General features: G+C 49.4%; 1 pseudogene. It reads right to left on the bottom strand.

The features are described from left to right. Positions 1-415, bottom strand: a pseudogene (locus tag NE591_RS12780) (FAD-binding protein); the annotation flags it as partial.

Raw genomic sequence — 415 nt, 5'->3', positions numbered from 1 at the left:
GTTGATCTTGAGACCGCCATAAGTAAAGAGACCATTAAGCATCGTGGCAGCTACCGCATAGAAAGGTGGCTGAGAAATTGGTCTCGTATACGCTGGCCTTTTCATCCACAGGGGGTCTTCTCCCTTTTGAGCATACTCATTATAATATGCAATGGTATTCTCGAGAGTTCCTGCCGGCATTTGGAGGGCCTCGGCCAAAGCACCGATGGTTTCGGCCTGAGCCACGATAACATCGGCGCCCACCTCGGAAATCTCTTCCATTTGATCATAAGTTTGCTGATCGAAAACCATGTAGCACGTCTCATAATCACGGAAATAGTAAGGATTACGAGCAACTTGCGCATAGTAAGAGCCCGCGTAATGGTCTTCGGCGATAAACCGTCCGCCGCGCTTATTCACAAGCGCGCTAAAGAGG

Source organism: Adlercreutzia sp. DFI.6.23, assembly GCF_024462535.1.
In the GTDB taxonomy this organism is placed as follows: Bacteria; Actinomycetota; Coriobacteriia; order Coriobacteriales; family Eggerthellaceae; genus Adlercreutzia; species Adlercreutzia rubneri.
This window is presented reverse-complemented; position numbering and strand designations above follow the sequence as displayed.